21 protein-coding genes are annotated in these 22,947 nt (G+C 65.9%); 10 read left to right on the top strand and 11 right to left on the bottom strand.

Going from position 1 to position 22,947, the window contains the following annotated elements:
- Nucleotides 1-93 precede the first annotated feature (93 nt).
- Together AB2N08_RS14530 and AB2N08_RS14525 are read left to right on the top strand one after the other, a co-directional pair.
- Nucleotides 94-1,179 carry an acetamidase/formamidase family protein gene (locus AB2N08_RS14530; RefSeq protein WP_367611370.1) on the top strand — a complete coding sequence of 362 codons (1,086 nt, stop codon included), beginning with the start codon at nt 94-96 and terminating at the stop codon, nt 1,177-1,179.
- 7 nt (nt 1,180-1,186) lie between these two features.
- The gene (locus AB2N08_RS14525) at nt 1,187-2,167 is read left to right on the top strand and encodes a PDR/VanB family oxidoreductase (RefSeq protein ID WP_367611369.1); all 981 of its coding nucleotides are present in this window, start codon (nt 1,187-1,189) and stop codon (nt 2,165-2,167) included.
- 41 nt (nt 2,168-2,208) lie between these two features.
- Here the strand turns inward: AB2N08_RS14525 and AB2N08_RS14520 are convergent, their stop codons facing one another.
- Nucleotides 2,209-2,925, bottom strand: coding sequence for a GntR family transcriptional regulator (locus AB2N08_RS14520; protein ID WP_367611368.1), 717 nt, complete (start codon nt 2,923-2,925; stop codon nt 2,209-2,211).
- A 231-nt stretch (nt 2,926-3,156) separates the two neighbouring features.
- Between AB2N08_RS14520 and AB2N08_RS14515 the strand changes: the two genes are divergently transcribed.
- The 8 genes from AB2N08_RS14515 (at nt 3,157) to pcaF (ending at nt 12,198) form a co-directional block, all read left to right on the top strand.
- Complete coding sequence (locus tag AB2N08_RS14515; RefSeq protein WP_367611367.1) at nt 3,157-4,374, top strand: pyridoxal-phosphate-dependent aminotransferase family protein; 1,218 nt, start codon at nt 3,157-3,159, stop codon at nt 4,372-4,374.
- 30 nt (nt 4,375-4,404) lie between these two features.
- The gene (locus AB2N08_RS14510) at nt 4,405-5,688 is read left to right on the top strand and encodes an MFS transporter (protein ID WP_367611366.1); all 1,284 of its coding nucleotides are present in this window, start codon (nt 4,405-4,407) and stop codon (nt 5,686-5,688) included.
- A 90-nt stretch (nt 5,689-5,778) separates the two neighbouring features.
- On the top strand, nt 5,779-6,744 hold the full coding sequence (locus AB2N08_RS14505) for a fatty acid desaturase (RefSeq protein ID WP_367611365.1): 966 nt from the start codon (nt 5,779-5,781) through the stop codon (nt 6,742-6,744).
- Nucleotides 6,745-6,771: 27 nt separating this feature from the next.
- Nucleotides 6,772-7,551, top strand: coding sequence for a phosphate/phosphite/phosphonate ABC transporter substrate-binding protein (locus AB2N08_RS14500; RefSeq protein WP_367611364.1), 780 nt, complete (start codon nt 6,772-6,774; stop codon nt 7,549-7,551).
- Between the two features lie 211 nt (nt 7,552-7,762).
- Nucleotides 7,763-8,836, top strand: coding sequence for a porin (locus AB2N08_RS14495; RefSeq protein WP_367611363.1), 1,074 nt, complete (start codon nt 7,763-7,765; stop codon nt 8,834-8,836).
- A gap of 22 nt (nt 8,837-8,858) precedes the next feature.
- Complete coding sequence (locus AB2N08_RS14490; protein WP_367611362.1) at nt 8,859-9,917, top strand: ABC transporter substrate-binding protein; 1,059 nt, start codon at nt 8,859-8,861, stop codon at nt 9,915-9,917.
- A gap of 33 nt (nt 9,918-9,950) precedes the next feature.
- The gene (locus AB2N08_RS14485; protein WP_367611361.1) at nt 9,951-10,889 is read left to right on the top strand and encodes an alpha/beta fold hydrolase; all 939 of its coding nucleotides are present in this window, start codon (nt 9,951-9,953) and stop codon (nt 10,887-10,889) included.
- Nucleotides 10,890-10,995: 106 nt separating this feature from the next.
- The gene (gene pcaF / locus AB2N08_RS14480) at nt 10,996-12,198 is read left to right on the top strand and encodes a 3-oxoadipyl-CoA thiolase (protein ID WP_367611360.1); all 1,203 of its coding nucleotides are present in this window, start codon (nt 10,996-10,998) and stop codon (nt 12,196-12,198) included.
- A 42-nt stretch (nt 12,199-12,240) separates the two neighbouring features.
- Here pcaF and AB2N08_RS14475 read toward each other — a convergent pair whose 3' ends face one another.
- From AB2N08_RS14475 to AB2N08_RS14430, 10 genes are all read right to left on the bottom strand, one after another.
- A complete protein-coding gene (locus AB2N08_RS14475) occupies nt 12,241-13,878 on the bottom strand; it encodes a tannase/feruloyl esterase family alpha/beta hydrolase (protein WP_367611359.1) in 1,638 nt (545 codons plus the stop codon).
- A gap of 232 nt (nt 13,879-14,110) precedes the next feature.
- On the bottom strand, nt 14,111-14,887 hold the full coding sequence (locus AB2N08_RS14470) for an enoyl-CoA hydratase/isomerase family protein (protein WP_367611358.1): 777 nt from the start codon (nt 14,885-14,887) through the stop codon (nt 14,111-14,113).
- A complete protein-coding gene (locus AB2N08_RS14465; RefSeq protein ID WP_367611357.1) occupies nt 14,884-15,786 on the bottom strand; it encodes an amidohydrolase family protein in 903 nt (300 codons plus the stop codon). The genes AB2N08_RS14470 and AB2N08_RS14465 overlap by 4 nt, the downstream gene beginning before the upstream one ends.
- Nucleotides 15,783-16,397, bottom strand: a complete 615-nt coding sequence (locus AB2N08_RS14460; RefSeq protein WP_367611356.1) for a carboxymuconolactone decarboxylase family protein — start codon at nt 16,395-16,397, stop codon at nt 15,783-15,785. Before AB2N08_RS14460 ends, AB2N08_RS14465 begins: the two co-directional genes overlap by 4 nt.
- A gap of 37 nt (nt 16,398-16,434) precedes the next feature.
- A complete protein-coding gene (locus AB2N08_RS14455; RefSeq protein WP_367611355.1) occupies nt 16,435-17,655 on the bottom strand; it encodes a CaiB/BaiF CoA transferase family protein in 1,221 nt (406 codons plus the stop codon).
- 29 nt (nt 17,656-17,684) lie between these two features.
- Nucleotides 17,685-18,302, bottom strand: coding sequence for a glutathione S-transferase family protein (locus AB2N08_RS14450; RefSeq protein ID WP_367611354.1), 618 nt, complete (start codon nt 18,300-18,302; stop codon nt 17,685-17,687).
- Between the two features lie 42 nt (nt 18,303-18,344).
- On the bottom strand, nt 18,345-19,097 hold the full coding sequence (locus AB2N08_RS14445; RefSeq protein WP_367611353.1) for a GntR family transcriptional regulator: 753 nt from the start codon (nt 19,095-19,097) through the stop codon (nt 18,345-18,347).
- A 105-nt stretch (nt 19,098-19,202) separates the two neighbouring features.
- Entirely contained in the window at nt 19,203-19,988 is a 786-nt protein-coding gene (locus tag AB2N08_RS14440; protein WP_367611352.1) for an enoyl-CoA hydratase-related protein, read from the bottom strand.
- Nucleotides 19,985-21,517: a 3-hydroxyacyl-CoA dehydrogenase gene (locus AB2N08_RS14435; protein ID WP_367611351.1), complete on the bottom strand. Its 1,533-nt coding sequence runs from the start codon at nt 21,515-21,517 to the stop codon at nt 19,985-19,987. Before AB2N08_RS14435 ends, AB2N08_RS14440 begins: the two co-directional genes overlap by 4 nt.
- A 29-nt stretch (nt 21,518-21,546) precedes the next feature.
- Nucleotides 21,547-22,902, bottom strand: a complete 1,356-nt coding sequence (locus tag AB2N08_RS14430) for an MFS transporter (protein WP_367611350.1) — start codon at nt 22,900-22,902, stop codon at nt 21,547-21,549.
- Nucleotides 22,903-22,947: the final 45 nt, after the last annotated feature.

Below are 22,947 nucleotides of genomic sequence, written 5' to 3'. Positions count from 1 at the left end.
GTGAGCAACTCCGCATGCGTCGGCAGTCAAGACGGGGTGCAGACCGGGATTTACAGTAAAGCCTGGTCAACACAGATAACGGAGCTCACCCCCATGCCACTCATTTCCGACGACATCGAAGGCCGCAAGGACGTCAAGCCATCGGCCCTGCACCAGCTGCCCGCCACGCCTTCCACCGTCCACTGGGGCTATTTCGATCCGGCGCTCGCGCCCGTGCTGCGCGTCAAGAGCGGCGACCTGGTGCACGCCGAGGCGGTCACCCATCACGCGGGCGATGCGCCCGACCTGATGATGGACGCCGCCGTGCGCAAGATCTTCACCGAGATTCCCGAAGCCGACCGCAACCCGGGCGTGCACATCATGACCGGGCCGATCTGGGTCGAGGGCGCCAAGCCGGGCGACATGATCGAAGTGCGTTACCTGTCGATGACCCCGCGCTTTCGCTATGGCTCGAACCTGGCCGCCAACTGGGGCTACCTGTACAAGGAATTCGACGAAAAAGAGCGCGTGACGATCTACCAGATCGACGCCAGCGGCAACAACGCGCGCGCCCATTACGCCTACGATTTCAAGGGCAAGTACCTCACGCCGGGCAAGATCATCGAGTGCCCGGAATGCGATCGCCAGAAGACGCTCGAAGGCGTGCGCATTCCCGTGCGGCCGCACCTTGGCACGGCCGGCGTGGCGCCCGATGTGCGCGGCCGCGTGAGCACGATTCCACCGGGCCTGCACGGCGGGAATATCGACAACTGGCGCATCGGCGCCGGCGCCACGATGTATTACCCGGTGGCCGTCGATGGCGCCCTGTTCTCGATCGGCGACCCGCACATCTCGCAGGGTGACGGCGAGATCAGCGGCACCGCCATCGAGGCGTCGCTCGACGTGGTCTTCCAGATCATTTTGCGCCGCGATTTCCATTTTCCGTCGCCGCTGCTCGAGACGGTCGACAGCTGGATCGTCCACGGTTTCGGCGACGATCTCGACCAGGCCATGCGCGCCGCGTCGCTCGACATGCTGCATCTGCTGAACGAACACCAGGGCCTGTCGCGCAACGACAGCTATTCGCTCATGAGCGTGGCGGCCGACTTTGGCGTGACGCAGGTGGTCGATACCCGCCAGGGTGTGCACGTGCGCATCGGCCGCGGCATGTTCCCGCCCAAGGGCGAGAAACAATCCTGAGGCGACCGTGAACCGACTACCGGAAGGCATCATCGTGAACGAACTGCAGCTGACCATCATCAGGAAGACCGAAGAGGCCAACGACATCTTCAGCTTTGAATTCGGCTGCCCGTTCGGGATCGAGCTGCCGCCGTTCGAGGCCGGCGCGCACATCGACGTGCATGTGCGGCCCGGCCTGATCCGCCAGTACTCGCTGTGCAACGATCCGGCCGAGCGGCACCGCTACGTCATCGCGGTGCTGTGCGACGCCGATTCGCGCGGCGGCGCGCTGACCCTGCACCGTGAACTCGAAGAAGGCGACACCATCACCGTGGGCACGCCGCGCAACCTGTTTCCGTTGGTACCCGCTGCGCGCACATTGCTGATCGGCGGGGGCATCGGCATCACGCCGCTGCTCGGCATGGCCGAATGGCTGAACCACGCCGGCGGCGCCTACCAGATGCACTACTGCGCGCGCAGCCCGGGCCACGCGGCGTTTCGCGCGCGCCTCGCCGACCCCGTGTTCGACGGCCGCGTGCACTTTCACTTCGACGACGGCCTGTCCGAGCAAAAGATGGCGCTGCCGGCGCTGCTGGCCGACGCCGATCCCGACCTGCACCTGTACGTGTGCGGCCCGACCGGGTTCATCGACTACGTGGTCGACGCCGCGCGCGACCATGGCTGGCAACCGGCCAATATCCACCGCGAGTACTTCACCAACCAGGATCTCGACAAGACCGGCGACGGCAGCTTCGAGATCGAGATCGCCAGCACCGGCGCCGTGCTGGCGGTGGCGGCCGACGAATCGGCCAGCAGCGTGCTGATCCGGCATGGCTACACGATCCCGATCAGCTGCGAGCAGGGCGTGTGCGGCAGTTGCCTGACGGGCGTGCTGGCGGGCGAGCCCGATCACCGCGACCTGTGCCTGTCGGACGACGAGCGCGCCTGCAACAACCAGTTCACGCCGTGCTGCTCGCGGGCCAAGGGCACGCTGGTGCTGGATCTGTAGGCCCGGTTGCATCCGCGTGGTTGAGCCGTCGCTCGACCGCTTCACTCTGGCGCGCTTGCGCCGGCCTGCATCTCCATGACAGCGGCGCGCTTGTCCAGCAAGTGCCGCGCCAGGATACTGGCCAGCCGCTCGCCATCGCGCGTCTCGAGCGCCTCGATCATGTCGATGTGATCGTGCACCGCGCGCTCCCACTTGCCGGGCTTGAAGTTGGACTTGAAGCGCAGCGCCTGCAAGCGCCGGTTGATGCCAAGGAAGGTCTGGTGGAGCACGCCATTGCGGGCCGCGAGGTTGATCAGTCTGTGAATTTCCTGGTTGCAATCGTAGTAGCCGGGCATGTCGTCCCGCGCCTTGCAGTCGAGCATCGCTTCATGCAGTCGCTTGATCTCGGCCAGTTCGGCCGGCGTGATGCGCTCGCAGGCGAGCTTGCCGGCCATGGCTTCCAGAGCGCTGACCAGCTCGAAGGTCTCCCAGATTTCCGCCGTCGACATCTTGTAGACCGACGCGCCACGGTTCGGTGCGATCTCGATCAGGCCCTCGACCGCCAGCACCTTGAGCGCTTCGCGCAGCGGTGTGCGCGAAATGCCCATCGTCTCGCATAGCGCGCGTTCATTCAGTTTCGTGCCGGGCGGCAGTACTGCCTCGACGATCAGGTGACGAAGGTGTTCGACGACCGTGTCGTGCAGACGCTGGCGCGCCAGGCGCACGACGGCATGCTCGCCCGTGCGCCCGGCTGCCCCCTGTACGTTCTGTTCTGACATTCGATATTCCTCGCTCATACCTCAATCACCCACCATCATCGTGGACTATTGGTATCAAAGCAAGCGGACTTGAGATCTGGAAGGCAAGGGAAGCAATCAATGCGGAGCTTGATTTTGCTCAAGCTTGTTCTTGATAATTGCAACCGGAAGTCGTCGTCAGCGGGTCACGGACTGCTAGAGTTATTTTGCATTCAAAATGCAAAACGACAGGTTCGCCTTGAGGAGAGTTGCATGCTGACACTGGATTTTCATCCCGCTGGTCGCCATTTCCTGCAGATTCCCGGACCCAGCCCGGTCCCGGACCGCATTCTGCGGGCCATGAGCTTGCCCACCATCGACCATCGCGGTCCGGAATTCGGTGCGCTTGGCTTGCAGGTGCTGGCCGGGATGGGGCAGATATTCAAGACCGACCAGCCGGTGATCATCTATCCGGCGTCCGGCACCGGCGCCTGGGAAGCGGCGCTGTGCAACACGCTGAGCCCCGCCGACCATGTGCTGATGGTTGAAACCGGCCACTTCGCCACGCTGTGGAAACGAATGGCCGAGGCCCTGGGCTTGCAGCCCGAGTTTATCGGACTGCCGGGCAACGAGGGCTGGCGCCGGGGTGTGCAGGCCGACCTGATCGAGGCGCGGCTGCGGCGCGACAGCGCGCACCACATCAAGGCCGTCTGCGTCGTGCACAACGAAACCTCCACTGGGGTAACGTCGGACATCCCCGCAGTGCGCGCCGCCATCGACGCCGCCGGCCATCCGGCGCTGTTGATGGTCGATACGATTTCCGGGTTGGCATGCAGCGACTACCGCCACGACGAGTGGGGCGTCGACGTGTCGATTTCCGGTTCGCAGAAGGGCCTGATGCTGCCGCCCGGGATCAGCTTCAATGCGGTGTCGAAAAAAGCCATCACGGCCAGCAAGACGTCGGCCATGCGCACGGCGTTCTGGGACTGGAACGAGATCATCGCCATGAACGCCAGCGGCTACTGGCCCTACACCCCCAACACCAACCTGCTGTACGGCCTGGCCGAAGCGCTCGACATGCTGCTCGGCGAAGGCCTCGCGAACACCTTCGCCCGCCACGAGCGCCTGGCGCAGGCGTGCCGGGCGGCGGTTAAGGGCTGGGGGCTAGAGATCCAGTGCGCCGATCCGGCCGTGTATTCGCCGGTGCTGACCGGCGTGGTGATGCCCGACGGGGTGGATGCCGACGCGGTCCGCGCGCTGATCTACGAGCGCTTCAACATGTCGCTGGGCACCGGGCTTGGCAAGCTCAAAGGCAAGATGTTCCGCATCGGCCACCTGGGCGAGGCCAACGACCTGACCCTGATGGCCACGCTGGCCGGCTGCGAGATGGGCTTGCGGCTGGCCGGGGTCAGGCTGGCGGGCAGCGGCGTCCAGGCCGCGATGGAGGCGCTCGCCGCGCCGACTTCCACGCCCGACCTCAAAGGCGCCTGAGCACTTTCACCAGAACACCTGGAGACAACCATGAAATACCTGCGGTTTCGGGCGACCACGGTCATCCTCGTCATGCTGTGCCTGATGTATTTCATCACCTATCTCGACCGCGTCAACGTGAGCACGGCTGCTGCCGGCTTTGGCAAGGAATTTGACCTGAGCAAGACCGAGATCGGCCTGGTGTTTTCCGCCTTCGCCTATCCCTACCTGGTGTTCCAGATCATCGGCGGCTGGGTAAGCGACAAGTTTGGCGCCAAGCGCACCCTGATCGTGTGCGGCCTGCTGTGGGCGCTGGCCACGATCCTGACCGGCTTTGCCGGCGGTCTGGTCTCGCTGCTGCTGTGCCGGCTGCTGCTCGGTTTCGGGGAGGGCGCCACGTTTCCCGCCGCCACCTCGGCCATGTCGCGCTGGGTGCCCAGGGAACAGCGCGGCTTTGCGCAGGGCATCACGCACGCGTTCTCGCGCGTGGGCAATGCGGTGGCGCCGGCCGCCGTGGTATGGATCATGGCCACGCACGGCTGGCGCGAATCGTTCCATGTGTTCGGTGCGATCAGCCTGGTCTGGGTGGCTGTCTGGGCCATCACGTTCACCGAATATCCGGCCGACCATCCGCGCATCACACCGCACGAACTGGCGTCATTGCCGCCGCCGAAAAAGAAGAATGTTCTGGTACCGTGGGGGCCGCTGTTTCGCCGCATGATGCCTGTCGCGCTGGTGTATTTCTGCTATGGCTGGACGCTGTGGCTGTTCCTGAGCTGGATTCCGCAGTACTTCCTGCACAGCTACGACATGGACATCAAGAAGTCCGCCATGTTCGCCACCGGCGTGTTCTTCGCCGGCGTGGTCGGCGATACGCTCGGGGGCATCGTCAGCGACCGTATCCTCAAGAACACGGGCAGCCTCAAGAAGGCGCGCAGCTATATGGTGTCGGTCTGCATGCTCCTGACCCTGCTGGCGCTGCTGCCGATGCTGTTCACGCACAATGTGTACGTCGCGATCACGAGCCTGAGCGCCGGTTTCTTCTTTGCCGAAATGACGATCGGACCAATGTGGGCGATCCCGATGGATATCGCGCCCGATTATTCGGGCACCGCCAGCGGCATGATGAATACCGGCTCGGCGCTGGCCGCCATCATCTGCCCGGTGCTGTCGGGGTATCTGATCGACCGCACCGGCAACTGGGAATTGCCTTTCGTGGGCAGCATGATCCTGATGGCGCTGGGCATCGTGCTGGCGTTTCGCATGCAGCCCGAGAGCAAATTCCAGGGCGGCGATTTCCCGGTCGGGGCGGCGGTGGCGAATACGCCGGCCTGAGCCGACGTGCCCTTGCGGAGAAAAATACGATATCGATGCTCGGAAGTATTCGTTTGGCTGACGGACGCGAGGCCGTATCGTTGGCCGACCATGACCGCCAGCCACCACCGTTCCGAGTACCTGGACGCCACCCAGCAACTGCAAATCCGCCTCGAGCGCGAGCGGCGGCTGTGGTGGGCGCAGTGGCCGACCTGGCTCCTGATCGCCGTGATCCATGGCGGCTGGCTGGGCACGCTGGTGTTCTGGCGCGCGCTGGGCAACGTGCCGGCCACCGTGCTGATGGTCTGGTGGTGCGCCTGGTATATGTCGCTGCAACATGAGCTGATCCACGGCCACCCGACATCCAACCCTGCCATCAACAGGCTGTTCGGGTATCTGCCGCTGGCCGTCTGGTACCCGTACCGCCTGTACCGCGACAGCCATCTGCGTCACCATGTCGACGCCGACCTCACGCTGCCGGCGCGCGACACCGAAAGCAGCTACGTGTCGTCCGTGAGCTGGGATGGCATGAACCGCCCGCTGCGCGCGCTGCTGTGGTTGAACAAGACCTTCTGGGGCCGCCTGCTGGTGGGGCCGGCGATCGCGATTGCCAGCACCTGGACCCAGGCCGTGCGCCAGCCGCTGCGGGGCGATTGGCGCTACGTGCCGATGTGGCTCGGGCACCTGGCGATGCTGGGCGCGCTGCTGTGGTGGATCGACGCCCAATCCGGCGTCTCGCCCCTGTACTACCTGCTGGCGATCGCGTATCCGGCGCAGTCGCTGGCCATGATCCGGTCCTACTATGAACACCGCCCGGCCGACGAACACAAGCAGCGCATCGTGATCAACGAGGCGGGGCCGGTGTTCCGCCTGCTGTTCTTGAACAACAACTACCACCTGGTCCACCATGATTTTCCATCGCTGCCGTGGTATCTGCTGCCGCGGGTGTATCGCGCCCGGCGCAGCTGCTACATCGCGCGCAGCGGCGGCTTTCATGTGCGCGGCTATGGCCAGTTGATGCGACAATTCGGCTTCAAGCCGGTCGATGCGCCGGTTCATCCACACGGACACGGTTAGCCCATGCACTGGAAAGTGGCGTTCCCCATGTATAACGTGTCGGAGCGCATCAGGGCCGGGTATGAGGCCTGGTTCAAGGCGCTGCTGGCCGAGTTGCGTGCCGGTGGTTTCACGGACCCGGTCGAACTGGTGCGCGAGCCGACGCTGCCAGACTATTTCCAGCGCGCCGACGTCCTGCTCGGCCAGACCTGCGGCTATCCTTACCTGACGGGTCTACGCAACCATGTGCGGCTGGTGGCCACGCCAGCCTATGACTTCCCCGGCTGCATTGGTACGGACTACGCCAGCGCCATCGTGGTGCGCGCCGATAGCGGCATTGCGACCCTGGAGGATGCGCGCGGGCGCATCGCCGCCGCCAATGACATCGACTCCAACAGCGGCATGAACGCGCTGCGCCATGCCGTGGCGCCGCTGGCACGTGCCGGCCGGTTCTTCAGCCACGTGTGCTGGACCGGCAGCCATCGCGCCAGCCTGGGCCTGGTGCGCACGGGCGAGGCCGACCTGGCCGCGATCGACTGCGTGACCCTAGGCTATCTGAAGCAGGCGTATCCGGATGAGGTCGACGGGCTGACCGTCCTGGGCTACACGGCGCCGTCGCCCGGCCTTCCGCTGGTGGCCGGGCTGTCCGTACCGCCGGCCCTGCACCGCCAATTGCAGACCGCGCTGCTGGCGCCGGGCGTTGCCGTCCAGGCACACATGGGCGCGCTGTCCATCCGCCACTTCGACCTGCTGGACGACGTCAGTTACGCCCGCATCCTCTCGCTCGAAACACAGGCGCTCGCCGCCGGCTATCCGCATCTCGCCTGAAGCGAAGGCGTTGACCGCCCAGGCAGGGCCGTTCGTTTGAGTTTAAAAAACCATATACCTGACCTATTGACCTTTCGACCCCGAGCACATACTATTCATTCATCGGCTCGCCCGATACGGCGCGCAAGACGCCGGACGGCAGAAGGTACAAACCCTCGCTTTTTAAACAAACACCAACGATGGCGCGATCACAGCGCCACTGGAGACAGTCGTGAAATCATTCAAGGCCGCTTCGGCCGCTGCAGTCCTGCTCGTTTCAACGTCCGCCCACGCCCAGACCAGCGTCACCGTCTACGGGATCATGGATGCCTGCCTGGCCGTCTCGAGCAATAACGAAGGCCCGACAACCCAGATCAGCAGTGGTTGCGGCTACGGCTCGCGCCTGGGCTTTCGCGGCCAGGAAGATCTGGGCGGCGGCCTGAAAGCCGACTTCACGCTGGAAAGCGGCATCAGCCTCGACAGCGGTGCGCTGGGCCAGGGCGGCCGCCTGTTCGGCCGCAAGGCGCTCGTCGGCCTGATCGGCAGCTATGGCCAGCTTCACGTGGGCCGCGACTATTCGCCCACCTTCTACCTGGTGCGTCCGGTCGATCCGTGGAAGCTCGGCATGGGCACTGCGTCGTCGACGATCTCCACCGGCGCCCGCAGCGATGGCCTGGGCCGCAACGACAATGCGATCGTGTACACCAGCCCGACCGTGCGCGGCTTTTCGGTCAAGGGTTCCTATGCGCTGGGCGAGTCGGCCACGGAGAATTCGCGCGGTCGCGACGCGAAGGGCATGCTGGTCAGCTACTCCGATGGCAAGCTCCTGGCCGGCATCGGCTTCAGCTCGAACGCGAATGCGCTGGACAGCGGCAACGACAAGACGGCGACGATCGGCGCCAGCTACAAATTCACCTCGATCGAGCCGGCCTTCTTGTATCAGGTCGGCAAATGGGAAGGCACGCGCACCGTCGCGGCGCCAGCGCTGCCCAATGCCTACTTCAGTCGCGACTATGACAGCCTGATGGTCGGCTTCACGCTCCAGCCGGGCGGCACGGGTGGCCGCTGGATCGCCAGCTACAAGCGCTACAACGACAAGACCGTACGTGATTTCGATGCGCAGCAGGTCACGGTAGGCTACAAGTACGAGCTGTCCAAGCGCACCGAACTGTATACCGCGTACTCGCGCGTGAAGAACGGCGACAACAGCCAGTACGCCGTCGTCGACGCGAACACGACCTATGGACCGGTCAATCCGGGCATGAGTCCATCGACGTTCTTCGCCGGTATCACTCACCGCTTCTGACCGCATCCATCGGGGAATCTCCATGCATAACCGAATCAGACGCGCCGTCACCATGCTCTTGGCGTGCGCCGTCGGCGGCCTGCCGCTGGCGCATGCCGCGAATGTGCCCGACAGCGAGGCCAACCGCGTGGCTGCCGCCAGGGCCGAAGGCCAGCTGCTGTGGTACACAACGCTGCTCGAGGAAGCCTCGGCACCGATCAAGCAGGGCTTCCAGCAGCGCTATCCGGGCATCGACGTGCAGGTCGTGCGCGCTGCCGCGCCGATCAATGCGAAGAAAGTCATCGACGAACACGGGGCCGGCGCGGTCAAGGCGGATCTGTTCGACGGCAGCTCGACCGCGGGACTGCTGATGGCGCGCGGGTTGGTGCAGCCATACGTCTCGCCATCGGCCAGCACGATCCCGGCGCAGTTCAAGGATCCCGACGGTCACTGGACCTCGACCGTCCTGTACTACATGACGATGGGGTACAACCCGGCCATGATCAAGCCGGCCGACGCGCCACGAACGTGGGCCGATTTGCTGGACTCGCAGTGGCAGGGCAAGATGGCGTGGAGCGCGGAACTGGCGCCGACGTCGGCCCAGGGCCTGGTCGGCAACGTGCTGCTGTCGATGGGCGACGAAGCGGGCATGGCCTACCTGCGCCGCCTGGCCGCCCAGCGCATCGCCAATATCCAGATCAATCCGCGCCGCATCGTGACCGTCGTCGCACGCCAGGATTATCCGATCGGGCTGCAAGTGATGGTGCATCACACGGTGATGGCGCAGCGCGAAGGGCAGAGCGTGAACTGGGTGCGCATGGAACCGCTCACCGCAACCGGCAACGCGATCGGCATCGTCAAGGGCGGGCCGCATCCGAATGCTGCGCGGCTGATGGTCGATTTCATCCTGTCGAAGAGCGGCCAGGAGTTGCTCAAGGCGGCCGATCATATTCCGTCGAACCGCATCGTCGACAGCGGCTTTCCCGAGTTGAACGATGTGAAGGTGCGCTTCATTTCGCCAGTGCAGGCCGCGCAGAACAACGACAAGTGGAATGCGGTGCTCAAGGAGTTGTTCGTTGAGCCAGTGCAGCAATTTAAATAAGCAGTTCAGATAAAAATCAGACAGAGACGACACATGAACCATTTTCTCGGAAAACTCGCGTGCCTGGGCACGCTGACGCTGGCCCTCGCCGCCTGCGGTCACGTGCAGCAGGCTTCCACGACCGCGGCGCCGGTCACCGTGCAGGACAGCACACTTGAAGTCGGCAACAACGTGGTGCCGTACCGCGATTCGGGCGGCACCGGCACGCCGGTCGTGTTCCTGCACGCGGCCAGCGGCAAGAGCCAGATGTGGGTGCACCAGATTCCCGCCTTTACCGCCGCCGGCTACCGCTTCATCGCGATCGACTGGCGCCAGCCCAATCCGGGCCACCGCACCGGCACCAGCTCGACGATCCTGATCGAGGCCGTCATGCGAAAGCTCGGCGTCGATAAATTCCACATCGTCGGTTCCGCTGCGGGCGGCGGCGCCGCGTTCCAGTACGCGCTCGAATACCCGGCCAAGGTGCGCAGCCTGGTGATTGCCAACAGCATCGGCTTCGTCACCGATCCTGACTACCTGAAGATGGGCGAGCGCACGCGCCCGGCGCCACAGTTCAATGCGCTGCCGGTCGAGTTCCGCGAACTGGGCCCGGCCTACCGCGCCGCGAATCCGGAAGGCACGGCGCGCTGGAACGCGCTGGCCTATCCGTTCGTGCCGGCCGCACCGACCTTGAACCCGCAGCCTGCTGCCGCCAGGAGCGACGGAAAAGCCGATGCGGCGGCGTCAAAGCCGGTGCTGGGGAACGGTTCGAACGTCGACGTCACGTTCGCCGAGCTCGAAACGCTGCGCATGCCGGTGTTCCTGATCACGGGAGACGCCGACCTGTACACGCCGGCCCCGGTCCTGCGCCAGTTCGGTCGCCACATCAAGCACGCCGAGCTGGCCGTGTTCCCGGAAACCGGCCACTCGGCCTACTGGGAGCAGCCCGAGATGTTCAACCGGCGCGTGATCGACTTCCTGGGCAAGCACTGACCGCCCCGGCATTCATTGCTCAATGCACGCGCGCCGTGACCAGAAGGTCCCGGCGCGCGCTTGTGCTTTCATGACCTCATTCATCATCCACTCACAGGAGAATTCCATGTTCGACGCATTCATCTGCGATGCCCAACGCACCCCGTTCGGTCGCTACGGCGGCAGTTTGGCCGGCGTGCGCGCCGACGATCTCGGCGCCGTCCCGCTGCGCGCGCTGGTCCAACGTAATCCCCAGGTCGACTGGGACGCGCTGACCGACGTAGTCTACGGCTGCGCCAACCAGGCCGGCGAAGATAACCGCAACGTGGCGCGCATGTCGGCGCTGTTGGCCGGCCTGCCGGTGACCGTGCCGGGCGTGACGCTCAACCGCCTGTGCGGCTCTGGCCTCGATGCCGTCGGCACGGCCGCGCGCGCGATCAAGAGCGGCGAGTCGGGCCTGATCATCGCCGGCGGCGTCGAGAGCATGAGCCGTGCGCCGTTCGTCGTCGGCAAGGCCGACAGCGCTTTCTCGCGCAGCATGAAGATGGAAGACACGACGATGGGCTGGCGCTTCGTCAATCCGGCCATGAAGGCCCAATTCGGCGTGGACTCGATGCCCGAGACGGCCGAGAACGTGGCCGACGAATTCGGCATCTCGCGCGAAGACCAGGACCGGATGGCGGTAGCAAGCCAGGAACGCGCGCTGGCGGCCCAGGCGGCCGGCATCTTCGCCGAAGAAATCACGCCGGTCTCCGTGCCGCAGAAGAAGGGCGATCCGGTCGTCGTCAGCCAGGATGAACATCCGCGCGCGACGACGATGGAAGCGCTGGCGAAGTTGAAACCGGTCGTGCGCCCTGGCGGCAGCGTCACCGCAGGCAATGCGTCGGGCATCAACGATGGCGCGGCCGCGCTGCTGCTGGCCGACGATGCGCATGCATCGCGCTTCGGCCTGACCCCGCGCGCGCGCGTGGTCGGCATGGCTGCTGCCGGTGTCGCGCCGCGCATCATGGGCATCGGTCCGGTGCCGGCAGTGCGCAAGGTGCTGGCGCAGACCGGCCTCACCTTGGCCGACATGGACGTCATCGAACTCAATGAAGCGTTCGCGGCGCAGGGCCTGGCCGTGCTGCGTGAACTGGGCTTGAGCGGCACCGACCCGCGCGTCAATCCGAATGGTGGCGCGATCGCGCTCGGGCATCCGCTTGGCGCATCCGGTGCGCGTTTGGTGATGGCGGCGGTGAACGAGCTGCATCGCCGCGAAGGGCGTTACGCGCTGTGCACGATGTGCATCGGTGTGGGGCAGGGTATCGCGCTGGTGATCGAACGGGTGTGATAAAAAAGCCGGCTGCAATCGCAGCCGGCTTTTTTTATTCAATCAAGGAGCGCCGCAACTGAAGCTGGCCGCGTCGTCCAGACTGCCGCTGCCCTTGTAGCGTGCAATCTGCGGATACTGACAGAGTGGCCGTTCGCGGCCCGGGAAGCTGGCCCCTTTCGCCAGGATCATCTCGGGCGCCTTGTCTTTCTCGACCCAGTCGTACAGCGGCGTGACCGGATCGAAGTCGTCCAGCGCCTTGCCGCCACTGCAGTGGTCCATCCCCGGCACATTGAACAGGCGCGCGAACTGGCTGGTGGCGGCCGGGCCGCCATTGGCCTGCACCAGCCGGTCGTACCAGCGGTTCATGCCGTTCGCATTGAGCACGGCGTCGGAGATGCCCATGAACAGGATGGTCTTGCCTTTCCGTGCCTTGAAGCCGCTGTAGTCGGTGCTGTTGGTTGCCGTGAAGGCGGCGGACGCGGTCATCAAGGCCGGATCGCGGTCGAAGTTGAAGCTGAAGTAATCGAAGTTCGGCTGCGCCGGCGTCATGAACACGTACTTGATCGACGTGTTGGTTGCGCGCCGGGCATTCGGCACGGCCGTCTCCGAGGTGCCGAGCATCGCGCCGCGCCAGCCACTGACGCTGATATCCCACGGGATCGGCGGATACAGCTGCGTGCCGGTACTGGTCTTCGGCCCCTGGAAGATGCGGGTCAAGGCGCCGACCTGCTGCGGTGACAGGCACACGCCGGCGCTGGATGCGGTATCACTGCCGCATTGCAGTTCGGCCGGATCGTATTTGCATGTGTCGTAATTTTCGATAAGGCCATCGGCCACGCCGTCCTTTGCATCGCACTGGCGGCGCACGCCGTCGGCTACCAGTTGCAACTGGGCGTCGGAAAATGCGCGGCTCAAGACAGGATTGCCGGCCGCGTCCTTGGGCGCGATGGCGCGCAGTTCTTGCAGGATCTGCATCGAGCCGACCTGCGCCACGTGCTGCTCGAAGATCGGCGCGCCCGAGACGACGCCGTCGAAATGGTGCGGGAAGCGCTGGGTCATCATCATGCCCTGGCGCCCGCCACCCGAGCAGCCGACAAAATACGAATGCTTCGGCGCCTGGCCGTAGAAGCTCGCCACGACCGACTTGGCCAGTTGGGTGACCTGGTCCAGCGCGTTGTAGCCCCAGTCAATGCGCGCCTGCGGGTCGAGGCCGAAAGTGGCGTCGCGGCTGTCGCTGGCGGCGTGGCCCATGTCGCTGCTGACGACCGCCGTGCCCTGGCTCAGCGCGGGCGCCACGGCCGGACGGTTGTTCAGAACGCCATACGCGGGCGGCACATTGCCGTCGGTGCCGCCGCCACCCTGGAACTGGAAGCGCCCATTCCAGTCGAGCGGCAGGCGCAGTTCGAAGTTGATCGCGTAGCGCACGCCGTCGACGCCGGTGCGCGGATTGATCTCGCCGGTGACAAGGCAGTGTGCGGGCAGCTTGACGGCGCCCGAGCTGGCGGCGCCGGCGTCGATGCGGGTGGCGCTGCGGAAGGTGGTGTTGGGCCAGGCCAGCGCCTGCACCTTGGTGCAGTCGGGCGTGAGCGCGACTGGTGGGGGAACGTGGACGGATTGGTAGTCGTCGCTGCCGCAGCCTGCGAGAGCGAGCATGGCGGACGCCATGACGCCCAGCGTGAACGTGGGGGTGCCTTGCATCGGTTTGTCTCCTGATGTTGTGGTGCTGCGATGGGCCGGCGGCCACTCTGCGGTGGCTACGCCGGAAAATTTGCCAACGTCATTCCCGCGGAGGCGGGAATCCAAGTCAGCGTGCGTTCCAGCTTCGTTTGACGACAGAGGCGGCATCACGTACTTGGATTCCCGCCTCCGCGGGAATGACGTGCGGGCGGTGCGGGACTGGCGTGCATGTACTACCGGGCTAGCGTGATCCCTAGCGTCCCTGAAACACCGGTGCCCGTTTTTCCTTGAACGCCAGTTGCGCTTCGCGCGCATCCTCGGTCAGGCCGATGGCCGCGGTCATGTCCTGCTCGTAGCGATAGCCATCGCGCAGGCTCATGTCTTCGATGACGTTCAGCGTGTGCTTGCCCATGCGCGTCGACACCGGGCTCTTGGCGGCGATCGCCTGGGCCAGTGCCAACGCTTGCGGCAGCAGTTCGTCATGCGGCGTGCAGGCTTCGGCGATGCCGAGGCGGTACAGTTCTTCGCCCGGCACGCGGTAGCCGGTCAGCGCCATGCGGCGCAGGCGCGAGTGGCCGAACAGGCGCATCGCGTGGCTGCAGCCGCCCAGCAGGCCGACGTCGACTTCCGGCAAGCCGAGCGTGGCGCGTTCGGACGCGATGATGATGTCGCTCGAAGCAACCATCGCCAGGCCCGAGCCAAGCGCCGCGCCGTTGATGGCGGCGACCACGGGCTTGGCGCATTCGCGGATCGCGTGGAAGCATTCGCGCGTGCGGCGGGCGTGCGCGCCCATGTCGCCCGGGTGCTTGATGTTCTCGGCCCGGCCTTTCAGGTCGGCGCCCGCGCAGAACACCTTGCCGGCGCCGGTGAGCACCACGGCGCGGATGTCGGGCGTCTCGGAAATGATGTCGAGCGCCTGGATCAGTTCATCGTTCAGGATGCGGGTCAATGCATTGACTGGCGGGCTGTCGAGCGTGAGGATGGCGACGTGGCCGTCGCGTTCAAAGCGCAGTTGGGTAAAATCGATCATGGGTGGTCCTCGGCGTCTTTAAAGCCATACAGCGCGGCTGGGTTGTCGACCAGGATGCGCTGGCGCACGGCGGCGTCCGGCACCCAGTCATGGAACAGGTCGAGCAGGGCGCCGGCGTCGGGCGACTTGTCGTCCATGCGCACATACGGCCAGTCCGACCCCCACAGCAGGGTGTCGGGATTGGCGCGCACCAGCGCGTCGTGCAGCGGCTTCGCATCGGCATACGCCGGCGCCTGCGTCGACACGCGGCACAGCGTCAGCTTGACCCACACGCCGCCGCCTCGGATTGCGTCGAGCACGGCCTGGAAGGCGGGATCGTCCAAGCCGCGTTCCGGCTTCGCGCACGCCATGTGATCGAGCACCACGTCCACGCCGGCCGCGCGCAGTTGCGGCAGCAGCGCCGGATAGGCGTCGATCGGCGCCCACAACTGGGCATGCAGGCCGATGCGGCGCATGGCCGGGGCCATGAGCGACAGCTGGTCGACGCCGACGCTGCCGGCATAGGCCGCGCCGGTCGGCGCGCGCATCTCGACGAAGCGCAGGCCGCGCACGCCGCCGTCGTACAGGGCTTGCAGTTCGGCTTCGGTCGTTGTCGCATCGGCGACGGCGATGCCGCGCAGGCGGCCATCGCCTTCGGCAATGGCGCCCAGCAGGGCTGACGCATCCAGGCCGTACGGCGCCGGCTGCACCAGCACGCCGCGCGCGGCGCCGACGGTCGCCAGCATCTTGCGGTGCAGCGCGGCGGGCGCCAGCGGCGGCGCATAGCTCGAGGCATGCGCCAGCGGATACTGGTCATAGGGGCCAAACACGTGGGCGTGGCTGTCGCAGGCGCCCGCCGGCAGCGCGTTGTGCGGCGCCGTCGGCATGCGTGGCGTGACGGTTTCCATTGGCGCGCTCATGACGCCACCGCCGGCATGTCGGTCAGCTGATGCGGCGGATTGTCGCCAATCGGGCGCAGCGGCGGCTCGGTGCCTTCTTCCGGGAACGGAATGCGGTGCGCATTGAGCGTCATCGCCACCATCGAGTAGTAGCCGACGATCGCCGTCAGTTCCACCGTGCCGGCTTCGCCGAACAGCGTCAGGACCGTCTGGTAGGCAGGATCGTCGACCAGACCATGCTGCAGCAACTGTCGCGTGTATTCGTAGATGGCGGCGTCGCCGGCATCGTCGAACTCGGGCAGGCGGGCCACGGCGATGGCGTCGATGATCGGCTGCGGCAGGCCGGCGGCCAGGCCGTCGGCAGCGTGGATCAGCCATTCGAGCTGGCTGTTCCAGCGCCGCGCCGTCACCAGGATCGCCAGCTCGCTCTGGCGCGGCTGGATGCTGGTGCCAAAGCGCAGCAGGGCACCCAGCTTTTGCCAGCGGTCGGCCAGCGCCGGGTTGTGCAGGGCCGCGCGCAGCGGGCCGACCAGGCGCGCGCGCCGGCCGCCGACGATGTCGTCGTAGACCGCGCGCTGTTCCGGGTTCATCGTCTCTGGCGCGGGGAAGGAAATGCGTGGCAGGGAAGTCATGGTGGACATAGGGTCGGAAAAAAAGTAAGCCGGGGGGTCAGATGACGCCGTCGCGCGCCCACTGGGCGATGCGTTCTTCGTCGAAGCCGAGGCCAGTCAGCACTTCGTTCGTGTGCTGGCCGAGCAGGGGCGGGGCGCGGTCGAATGCGAGTTCGGCGGTCGTGAAGCGCATCGGGCTGCGGATCTGCGGCACCGAGCCGGCGGTCGGATGCGGCATGTCGATCAGCATCTTGCGGTGCTTGACCTGCTCGTCCTCGAACACTTGCGGAATCGTGTTGATCGGGCTGCACGGCACGCCGGCCTCGTCGAGCTGCGTGGCCCATTCACCCATCGGGCGCTCGCGGAACAGCTGGACCATCATCGGCAGCAGCACGTCGCGGTTGCGCACGCGGTTGCCGTTGGTGGCGAAGCGTTCGTCCGCCACCCATTCGGGCCGGCCAGCCACTTCGCAGAACTTGGCGAACTGGCCGTCGTTGCCGACCACCAGCACGATGTGGCCGTCGGCGCACGCGAAGACGTCCTGCGGCTGGATGTTCGGGTGCTTGTTGCCGTTGCGTTTCGGCGTCTCGCCCGAGACCAGATAGTTCATGCCCTGGTTGGCGACCGAGCCGACCATCACGTCGAGCATGCCGATGTCGATGTAGTCGCCCAGGCCCGTCTCGGACCGGCGCGCCAGCGCGGCCAGCACGGCGACCGAGGTGTACATGCCGGTCATCAGGTCGACGATGGGCACGCCCACTTTTTGCGGGCCGCCGCCGGGCAGGTCGTCGCGCTCGCCCGTCACGCTCATCAGGCCGCCCATGGCCTGGATCATGAAATCGTAGGCTGCGTTCTCGGCCTTCGGGCCGTCCTGGCCGAAGCCGGTCACCGAGCAGTAGATCAGGCGCGGGTTGATGTCCTTCAGGCTGGCGTAGTCCAGGCCGAACTTGGCCAGCGTGCCGACCTTGTAGTTTTCGAGCAGGATGTCCGACTGCGCCGCCAGCGCGCGCACGATCTGCTGGCCTTCTTCGGTGTTCAGGTCGACCGTTACCGAGCGCTTGCCGCGGTTGGCCGACAGGTAGTAACCGGATTCCCTGGTGTCGTTGCCGGCGGCGTCCTTCAGGAACGGCGGGCCCCAGCTGCGGGTGTCGTCGCCGACCTTCGGGCGTTCGACCTTGACGACGTCGGCGCCCAGGTCGGCCAGCACCTGGCCCGACCACGGGCCGGCGAGGATGCGGCTCAGATCGAGCACCTTGATATGCGAGAGTGGACCAGCCATGGATGTCTCCTGTATGTATTGAGTGTGCTTCAGGTTTGCGCGTCGTCGGGACGCGTGGCGATCACGGACGGGCGCGCCTCGAACGTGGCGTGCCACGCGGCCAGGGCCGGATGGCCGGCGCGCCAGTGGAGGTCGGCGAAGCGGTAGTCGAGGTAAGAGAGCATGCAGCCGACCGTCACGTGACCGATGTCGTGGCCATCGTGGAGCGATGCGGCGCCCGCTTCCAGGCGCGCAAGCGATGCAGCGATCTTGGTGGCGAACGCCGCGAGCCATTCGGGCAGCTGCTGGCCGGGGGCTTTCATGCGTTCCTGGCGCCAGATCAGCAATATGGCCAGCATGCCGTCGGCCAGCGCCTGGCGCTGCAGGGCGGTCCAGCGCGCCGGGCCGGCGGGCGGGAAGTAGCGCGGGCCGTCGTGCAGCGTGTCGAGGTATTCGCAGATAACGGGCGAGTCGTACAGTGCCTGGCCATCGTCCAGCACCAGCGTGGGAATCTGGCTCAATGGGTTGTCGACCATGATGGCCGGATTGGGCGTGGCGATCGCGGCGACCGAGCGCACACGTTCGACTCGTGCCTGCAGCCCGGTTTCGTGCAGCAGGATCGCAACCTTGCGCACGAACGGCGAGCGGGGGGACCAGTGAAGTTTCATGCCATTCCTTTTCAGCGTTGAAAAGTAACGGCACGCTGGCCGCTACTTCAATTTAATATCCAGCCGCACCACGTCGCCCCGGTAGATCCCCTGGCCGATGAAGACCAGGCAACCGTCGGCATCGACCGCCGTGCGCGCCACGTGCGCCACCGGCGCGTTGAGTGGCAACTGCAGCAGTTCGGCCAGCGCCGGGTCGGCCGAGCCGAGCGTGAGCGTCTGGTGCGCTTCGATAATCTCCAGCCCGGGCAGTTCGCGCAGGATTCGCATCGAGGTCTTGGTCTCGAACGATTCCGGCGCGATCCGCTCGCACAGGCGCTCGTCGATGAAGACGTCGCCCAGGTAATACGGTTTGCCGTTGCGCCAGTGGCGCCGCCGCCAGTGCTGGTAGAACGGCGCCATGGTCCCGACCATCGGGTCGGGCGGGTTGGGCGCCTGCCGCTCGCGACCACTCAGAATCTCGATCGTCACGCCGTCGGGCGCCATCAACTGACCCGACCAGTCCGACGCGACTTCGCACCAGAACTGTTCTTGCGGCTTGCCAATCACGAACGTGCCCTTGGCGCGATACCTTGCGATCAGCTTTTCTTCTTCCAGCAGGTCGAGCGCCTGGCGCACCGTGGCGCGCGCGACCTGGCATTCGGCCGCCAGTTCGTCCACCGTCGGTATCTGTTCTCCAACCTGCCACTGGCCGGATTCGACCCGGCGCCGGAACAGGCTGGCCAACTGCACGTAACGCGACGCCGCACTGCGGCTGAAATCGATCGCGGTCGTAGCGGGCAATCCTGCTGTTTTCATCGACTTATCCTCTTTCATGAAATACCACCTGTAGACAGTATTATCACCGAATAAGTTGATGAACCAGCTTTTTGACCCTTTAAGCCGAATTACTCACTTCCTGGCTTATTTCCCCTGGTATTGCGGTGCGCGTTTCTCGAGGAAGGCGTGCATGCCTTCCTTCTGGTCGGCGCTGTCGAACAGCAGCTGGAACGCCTTGCGCTCGAGCAGTAGCGCCGTGTCCAGCGGCGCATCCTGGCCCAGCAGCACCACTTCGCGAATCGCCCGCACCGCCAGCGGCGGCATCGCGGCAATTGTGCGCGCCAGCGCCGCGGCACGTTCGAGCGCCGCGCCGTCAGGGCACAGTTCGGACACCAGGCCGCAGGCAAACGCCTCTTTCGCCCCGATCGGTTCGCCCGTGAGCATCATGCGCAGCGCCTGGTACTTGCCGATCGTGCGCAGCAAGCGCTGCGTGCCGCCGGCGCCGGGCATGATGCCGACCTTGATCTCGGGCTGGCCGAAACGCGCGCCTTCGGCCGCCACGATCAGGTCGCACGCCAGCGCCAGTTCGCAGCCACCGCCCAGCGCATAGCCTTCAACGGCGGCGATGATCGGCTTGCTGCTCTGGCGCAGCGTGGTAAATACCAGGTCGGTCGCGCCCAGCGTGTGGCTGGTCGGCGTCATCGAGGCCATCTCGTCGATGTCGGTGCCCGCCACGAAGTAGCCGCCGGCGCCGGTCAGGATGATCACGCGCACGGCCGCATCGGCATTGAGCGCCTGTACCGCGTCGACCAGGCGCTGTTTCACGTCCAGGTTCAGCGCATTGCGCCGGCGCGGACGGTCGATCGTGATGACGGCCACGCCGTCGCCGTGCAGCGCGTGGCTGACCGGGATGTCCACCTGGTCGCTCATACCGGTTCTCCGGTGTGGAATGGGCGGCCGTTCAGGGCGTGGCGCAGCATCAGCGGCGCGCTGCGGTAGCGGTCTTCGCCATACGCCGCAGCCAGGTTGGCCAGCACGCGCTGTACGGTGGCGGCGCCAACCAGGTCGGCCCATGCCAGCGGCCCGCGCGGATAATTGACGCCATTGACCATGGCGAGGTCGGTGTCGCCGGCGCTCGCCACGCCTTGCTGGACCACGTCGGCCGCTTCGTTGGCGAGCATCGCGACGGTGCGCATGATCACCAGGCCCGGCACGTCCTCGACGACCAGCACGCGCTTGCCCAGGGCCTGGAAGAAGCCGGTGGCCGTCTGCAGGGCGCCAGATTGCGCCAGGTCGGCCGCTGCCAGCGCGATGGCGCTTCCACCGGCATAGTCGAATGCGAGGTCGAACACGACGCCGGCCGGATCGCCGTCGGCCAAGCGCCGCAGCGCGCTGCGGCCATCGGTGAGCGCCACGGCCACGCCGTCGATCCACAACAGCGCGCGGCCGGCGGCCTCCGTCACGGCGACTTCCAGCCCGGCGTCACGGGCCAGTTGCGCCAGGGGCGCGGCCACGCCAAGATCGCCCTCGATGATGATGTTCGAAGGACGCGGAGCGTCCGGCGCCACGGCAGGCTCGGGCCGCACGGCGTTCTCGCCATACGGATAAAACCCCTGGCCGCTCTTGCGCCCCAGCCAGCCCGCATCGACCAGGTCTTTTTGCAGCAGTGACGGCTTGTAGCGGGGGTCCTGGTACAGCGCGTCGTAGACCGATTTGGTGACGGCGTAGTTCACGTCGTGGCCGATCAGGTCCATCAGCTCGAACGCGCCCATGCGAAAACCGCCGGCGTCGCGCAGGATGGCGTCGATGGTCGCGGCGCTGGCGGCGCGGTCTGCCAGAAGCCGCAGCGCCTCGCCGTAGAACGGGCGCGCCACGCGGTTGACGATGAAGCCGGGTGTCGAGGCGCAGCGCACCGGCGTCTTCTTCCACGCCAGCGCCGTGGCGAACAGCGTGTCGGCGACCTCGGGCGAGGTGGCCTTGCCACTGACGATCTCCACCAGCGGCAGCAGCGGCGCCGGATTAAAGAAGTGCAGGCCCGCCACTTGCGCCGGACGTTTGAGGCGCGCGCCGATGGCTGTGACCGACAGCGACGAGGTGTTGGTGGCGATGATGGCGTGTTCGCCCAGCAGCGCTTCGACTTCGCCCAGCACGCTGGCCTTGATGTCGAGGTTTTCCACGATGGCTTCGATCACCAGCGCGGCATCGGCCAGGTCGGCCAGAGTTGCTGCCGGCAGCAGGCGCGCCGTGCGGTCGGCGTGGGTGGCGGCGTCGATCTTGCCTTTCTCGAGCAGGCGCCGGTAGGTGGCGTCGATGGACGCCACGCCCTTGGCCAGCGCGGCCGGGGCGGCGTCGTACAGCGCGACGCGGTGGCCGGCGTTCAGTGCGACCTGGACGATGCCGCTGCCCATCGCGCCGGCGCCGATCACGGCGATCAGGTCTTGTGGTGACAATGCGTTCATGCTGGATACCTTGGAGTTCTGTGAGTGGTTTACTTGGCGGCCCGCACTTCGGCCAGCTCTTCCGGCTTGATGCCGATCAGCAGCGACAGGCCGCCAATGAGCATCAGGCCGGCGAAGTAGTACTGGCCCATCGCCAGGCTGCCGGTGGTCGCCGACAACCAGCCCACCAGCATCGGGCTGAACACGCTGCCGACACCGGCGAAGGTGCTCAGGAGAGCGATGCCGCCAGCGGCTGCCTTGCCGGTCAGGAAGGACGACGGCAGCGTCCAGAACGGCCCGGTCAGGCCCAGGGTGCCGGCCGTGGCCAGCGTGAGCATCAGCATCGATAGCGTCACATTGCCCTGCACCGATGGCAGCGAGGCCCAGCCGACCGTGGCGACGAAGGCCGGAATCGCCACGTGCCAGCGGCGTTCGCCGGTCTGGTCGGAGTGCCGGGCATTCATGAACTGCACCACCAGGGCGATCACGAACGGGATCACGGACAGCGCGCCGATGGTCATCACATTGTCGATGCCCGATTGACGAATGATGGTCGGCAGCCAGAAGAACACGCCGCCGGTGCTGACCAGCACGGCCACGCCCATGCCGGACAGCCAGTACAGCTTGGGATTGGAGAGCGCCGACAGGAACGATTGGGGGCCGTGGTCGCGCTTGGTCACTGGCTGGGCCAGGTCTTCGCTGATGATCTGCTTCTGGCGCGCCGTCAGCCATGGGCTGCTGGCAGGGCCGTCGGTCAGGTAGAAATACGCGAACACACCCAGTGCGCAGGCCGGCAAGCCTTCGACGATGAACATCCACTGCCAGCCGTGCATGCCATTGACGCCGTCGAAGGCGTGCATGATGGCGCCCGACAGGGGGCCGCCGATCATGCCGGCCAGGGGGATCGACGCGGTGAACAGGGCGTTGAAACGGGCGCGGCGATTGAGCGGGACCCAGTAGGTGAGGTACAGCAGCATGCCGGGGAACATGCCGGCTTCGGCCGCGCCGAGCAGGAAGCGCATCACGTAGAAGTGGGTCGGCGTCTGCATGAAGGCCATGCCGGCCGAGAACAGGCCCCACAGCACCATGATGCGCAGCAGCGTCTGGCGCACGCCATGCTTGTGCAGCACCATATTGCTGGGCACTTCGAACAGGATGTAGCCGACATAGAAGATGCCGGCGCCGATGCCGTAGATGGCGTCGTTGAAATTGAGATCGGCGATGAAGTGGAGCTTGGCGAAGCCGATGTTCGAGCGGTCGATGAACGACACCACGTAGCACAGCATCAGGAACGGCATGATGCGCCACAAGACCTTGCGGTAGGCAGCGTCGGCTTCCTGCGCCCGAAGGACCGGGTCGATGTGGGCGGACGCAGGAATGCCGGCGATGGAATCGGCTACTGACATGGGTGTCTCCAGAATGTTGATCATTATTCTTGTAGGCCGCCACAA

This window comes from Massilia aurea, from assembly GCF_040790145.1.
GTDB lineage: Bacteria > Pseudomonadota > Gammaproteobacteria > Burkholderiales > Burkholderiaceae_D > Telluria > Telluria aurea_C.
The sequence above is the reverse complement of the archived record's forward strand: the minus strand, read 5'-3'. Positions and strand labels throughout refer to the sequence as shown.